At 52.0% G+C, this 4,587-nt stretch carries 5 protein-coding genes and 1 pseudogene; all 6 read right to left on the bottom strand.

Annotation, left to right across the window (positions count from 1 at the left end; all coding sequences use genetic code 11):
• Positions 1 to 470, bottom strand: a pseudogene (locus J2Z49_RS14485) (acetyl-CoA decarbonylase/synthase complex subunit alpha/beta); the annotation flags it as partial.
• 24 nt (positions 471 to 494) lie between these two features.
• Entirely contained in the window at positions 495 to 2,516 is a 2,022-nt protein-coding gene (cooS, locus tag J2Z49_RS14480; protein ID WP_307403867.1) for an anaerobic carbon-monoxide dehydrogenase catalytic subunit, read from the bottom strand.
• Positions 2,517 to 2,937: 421 nt separating this feature from the next.
• The gene (locus tag J2Z49_RS14475; RefSeq protein ID WP_307403865.1) at positions 2,938 to 3,438 is read right to left on the bottom strand and encodes a Fur family transcriptional regulator; all 501 of its coding nucleotides are present in this window, start codon (positions 3,436 to 3,438) and stop codon (positions 2,938 to 2,940) included.
• A 166-nt stretch (positions 3,439 to 3,604) separates the two neighbouring features.
• Positions 3,605 to 3,952 carry a DUF5320 domain-containing protein gene (locus J2Z49_RS14470; RefSeq protein WP_307403863.1) on the bottom strand — a complete coding sequence of 116 codons (348 nt, stop codon included), beginning with the start codon at positions 3,950 to 3,952 and terminating at the stop codon, positions 3,605 to 3,607.
• Between the two features lie 14 nt (positions 3,953 to 3,966).
• Entirely contained in the window at positions 3,967 to 4,176 is a 210-nt protein-coding gene (locus J2Z49_RS14870) for a DUF5320 domain-containing protein (RefSeq protein ID WP_407650104.1), read from the bottom strand.
• 15 nt (positions 4,177 to 4,191) lie between these two features.
• Positions 4,192 to 4,506, bottom strand: coding sequence for a NifB/NifX family molybdenum-iron cluster-binding protein (locus J2Z49_RS14465; RefSeq protein WP_307403861.1), 315 nt, complete (start codon positions 4,504 to 4,506; stop codon positions 4,192 to 4,194).
• Between the last annotated feature and the right edge of the window lie 81 nt (positions 4,507 to 4,587).

Genomic DNA, 4,587 nt, shown 5'->3' with positions numbered 1-4,587 from the left:
GGGATGGTCCAGTCCACCATCTTGGTGCCGTACTGGCGTACCACCGGGTCGCCGATAAAACCGGTCCAGGGTGGAACGTGCAGGGGGTTCTCCGGGCTATACTGGAGGTAGCGAATAGCCTCGATAATGTCTGCCGCGTACCAGGTGGCTTCCCCCCAATGGCGGGCATTGGCAAAGGTTTTCTCTTCCTTCACGGCTGCCCGGACACGGTTCAATACCGGTACGCAGTCGCCCAGGGTCTTGATCTCCTCGCCGCTTAAGCAGCGAATGACCGGCAGGTAATAAGCGGTGTCGGGATAACCAACGGGATGATCCTTGCCATACCGGCGAATAGCCTGGTTAAGCAAAATCTCAGCATAACTTACAGCGGTAATGGCCCCTTCGTAGGCTTCTTTAAAAAGTCTCTTCGGCTCTTTCCCCGGTTCAACAGCCCCTTCAAATATCTGGTCAAAATTAATGGCTTCGGCCATCATTTTCCCTCCTCCGCCCCAGGTTTACCAGTTTTGACAGAGAGCGGTTTCAAAGTCTTCTGCTACTTTACGATGCACACCCAACTTCCAGGTACGGTACTCCAGGGCATTGAGCAGCTTTTGTATGGCCACCTCGATATCGGGTTCCAGGATAAAGTAACCCCCAAATACATCGCTGGCAATCTGCGTCAAAATACTGTAAATCAGGTCGGAACCCTCTACCGGCGGCATGGTTCCCACATGAGTGGGCAGGCCGATGGTTACAGCCCATGTACCAATACTGGTAGCCTTACCGCTCATAGCCTCCGGGGCCGAGGCGACAAAGGGCACTTTGGGAGTATCCACACCGAGATCTTCGGCCATCAGCATTAAAAGTTCGGCCGCCCGGGAATTGTCGACACAGGAACCAATGTGGAATACCGGCGGCAGGCCGTATTTCAGATCGGCCTTTTCACTGATACGCTGGAAGAATTTCTTCAACCCGGGACCGCAAAACTCATCCACTTTAGCCGGATCCATCAAACCCGCCTTCGCGCACGCCTGGGCATTACAACCGGTGGAAATAACGAAAACGTCATTTTTCAGCATGGCTTTGGTGATTTCCAGGTGGGCCTGATCCTGGAAGGTTTTCAGGTTGTTGCACCCGGCCATGAGGATGACGCCCTTCAGCTCCCCGGAAAGAATGGCTTCGTTGAGCACCCGTACCGGGTTACCGGGGTTAACAGTCTTGAACAATTCAAAGATAGCTTCCAAACTCCAGCCCGCCACCACTTTGTTCTTTACGTTGGGAATGTGTACCGGACGGGTCCCCCGTTCCTTGTAGGCTTCAATGGCCTGGCGGATGACTTCTTTAGCGTTGGCCATGGCCGTTGCTTCCTGATAGTCAATGTGCATGCTACCGGGAATCTTCACAATATCCGAAGTGGTAATCAACCTGGTTCCAAAGCACTGGGCCACCGTGTTTAAACCGGGCATGATGCACTGCACGTCCACCACCATGGCATCAACCGCACCGGTACAGATAGCCAGTTCCTGGGAGGAAAAGGAGGTCACTATGGGAATACCCTGGCGCATGAGCACTTCGTTTCCCGTACAACAAATACCGGCCAGGTTAATACCGGCCGCACCAGCGGCTCTGGCTTCATCTTCCAGTTCCCGGGCCGCAGCCACAATCATTTCGCTTAAAAGGGGATTATGGCCGTGCACAACGATATTGACCTTTTTGGGGTCCAGGACCCCCATATTGGCTTCACTGACAACAGGTTGGGGAGTACCAAAAATAATGTCAGAAAGATCGGTGGCAATCCACTTGCCGGCCAGGTCGGCCAGGCCAACCCGTACGGCGCTGAATACCAGGTTTACCGGGTCGTTATCCATCCCCACGTGGGCCTGGGTAACCAGGTCGGAAATGGTAGCATGAATCCCGTGGGGCATGACCATATGGCTTCTGTACCTTTCTACCCGGGCAGGTATTTGCTGCTTCACTATCCAGGTAGTTTCCCCCTCTCCCTTCAAGCGACGGAAGTCCTCCAGGGCTGTTTCAGCCAGCTCCTTCGCCAGGGCCAGAGTTTCTTTACCTTCGGTTTCAATCCCCACCTTCTTACAAATGCGCACCAGTTTCTCGGGGTCCTTAATGGAGTAGTCGGGAGCTTTTCCCTCGGCAATCATTTCCAGCGTGTGGGCTATATGGTTGCCATGCTGCGCATGGGAGGCACAACCGGTAAGGATCATCAAGCCCACACTGCGGGCCACAATGGTCCAGGAATTGGCACCGCATATACCCCTGCTGGCCGGCCCTTCTTCCGCTTTAATCCGGCAGGGACCCATCATGCAAAAACGACAGCAGATGCCTTTATAGCCAAACTGGCACTGGGGCTGCTGGGCCACCACCCGGTCAAAGGCGGTAATCACGCCCTGCTCTCTGGCCACATCAATCATTTCCAGGACAGCCGGATCAACGGAACGCCTGACACTCTTGGGATCAATGACCCGCGGGGTCTTGTCCGAAGGCCGGCTGGTCAAATGGGGATCTCTAAACCTTGGCATTTAATCTGACCTCCTTGAAAAACAGGTACCTTCAACAGGTAATTGCAGGAAACTCTTGCGAACCCCTGATGAAGCTTTTCCGCCCCGTTTCAACCCTTGCTCCCGAAATGAACGAATTAATTGAACAAATTAATTAAATTAATGCTCCCCCTCCCCGGTAATTTTAGATTATTGCTTCTACTTTACCAGAGCCCCAACTTACGGACAAATGTTAATTATGGCCAAATTATTCCTTATCGAAGCATGTAATGAATTTATGTTCGATTTATAAAATTATATATTCTTTAACATAGTTTCACTAAGACGGACCTCCATTAATCCGCATTTCAGCCATTTCTGCGGAAAGCCCCGGCAGCCGGTTTGGAACAAGGCATTTTGGGATCGGGCAACCCCCAGGACCGCGGCAATGCCATATTCCGTTTCACCCCATTGACTGCTCAAAAGGCTGCTGTTCCGGCACCACCTGTGCTCCGGGGGGATCAAAGGACGGTGCTTTTTGACCCTGAACGCGGCATTTAGAACAAAGACCAAAGATCCTTAAGGAATAACCGAAGATTTGGAAATCCTGTTTTCCGGAAGGAGAGGATCCTAGCAACGGTGAGGCTTCCAACTCAAAAACCCGGCCACAACCCAGACAAATGAAATGGGCATGGGGATCGCCGTTTATTTCGTAACGGGAGGAGCCGTCCATAAGCTGCAGGCGGCGTACTAAACCCAACCGTTGAAAAAGGCTTAAGGTACGGTAGACGGTAGCCCGCCCGATGCCGGGACACTTCTGCCTGGCTTCCCTGTATAAATCCTCCGCACTGGGATGCTCATTACTTTTTGCTATTAAAGCGTTTAAAATCACTTCCCGCTGAACAGTTAAACGCAATCCATTCTTTTTCAACCGTTCAATTCTTGCGGCCGTTCCTTTCTCCAAGGAACTCACCTCTTTTCTTTTTAAGACCGGATGCCCGTGGCTTTTGGTCATATGTTATTTTAAAGGAATATATGTACTATTGTCAATAACTGATTGACATAAACTGCCTGTGATTTTTATCCGGTAAAATTATGCCGGTAGCTTTAGAACTACCGGCGTTGCTTGATTACTTCTGTTCCGTTTGTCCCTTATGTTCTCCTTGAATTTGCTCCAGGCGCTGTTTAAATGCCTGTAAGATATTTTCGAGATGGGAAATATGCGCTTTTAACACACCGGCCTCATTTTCAGGAGGAACCGGGAAATAGGGCACATATGGCGTACCAATCGTCGGGGGAAAACCGCCCAACCAGAAACGGCCACGGCGCCCCGCACCCCAGCCGGAACCCCGGCGGGGACGGCACCACCACCCGGGCGCGCTGGCAAACCCGGGCACGCTGTACCCGGCACAATACCCCATCGCCCTGCCGGTCATCGGACCCATACCCCAGGGACCCGTTCTGTCTCCACGTGGCATTTCGCATCAACCTCCTAACCCATAAACCTGTTTTTGTTTTTTCTTCCGTAAGTGCAGAGTCCAAAAAGAAACTTCCTCCTACCCCTGCCACCTTTAACTTTAAATGGCCGCCTTATGGCAGGAAGCTGAGACAAGCCTTCCGTTAAGGGAACGATACAATATCCCTGACCTCGACCGGTCATGGGACCGGCTCCCCGGGGGCCACTTCCATCAAAACCGGGCATCTGTTTTCACCTCCTTCACGGCCCCCCGCGGTGGCGATGCCGCCACCTGCGGCAACCGGGCATGGCAAATTTTTCCTGGTTTAACTGGTCTTGAAGATAGGCCTGTAAAACTTCCTCCACATCACCCGTCACCCAGGGAATTACCTGTATTCCCCGGGCGACAAGCTGATGATAAAGAAAGTTGCTAATGCCGCCGCAAATAAGCACTTCTACGCCAAGATGAACCATTTGCTCAACCCGGGAAGGCCAGCCCAAATCATCCAGCCTTACTTGCCTTCGAGAAATGAGTCCTCCCCGGCTGATATCCACCATCAGCGTGTTGATTGTCAATAGAATTGACCCACTTTGTGCAAATAAAATTGACCCACTGGAGAACAAAAATAACCAGCATTGATCCCCCTGATGAGACGA

Origin of the sequence: Desulfofundulus luciae, from assembly GCF_030813795.1 — a bacterium.
Classification (GTDB): Bacteria; Bacillota; Desulfotomaculia; order Desulfotomaculales; family Desulfovirgulaceae; genus Desulfofundulus; species Desulfofundulus luciae.
This window is presented reverse-complemented; position numbering and strand designations above follow the sequence as displayed.

Coding starts and splice junctions, on each gene's coding strand:
- J2Z49_RS14470 (WP_307403863.1), bottom strand. CDS start 3,952: ATGCCACGTGGAGACAGAACGGGTCCCTGGGGTATGGGTCCGATGACC.
- J2Z49_RS14870 (WP_407650104.1), bottom strand. CDS start 4,176: ATGCCCGGTTTTGATGGAAGTGGCCCCCGGGGAGCCGGTCCCATGACC.
- cooS (WP_307403867.1), bottom strand. CDS start 2,516: ATGCCAAGGTTTAGAGATCCCCATTTGACCAGCCGGCCTTCGGACAAG.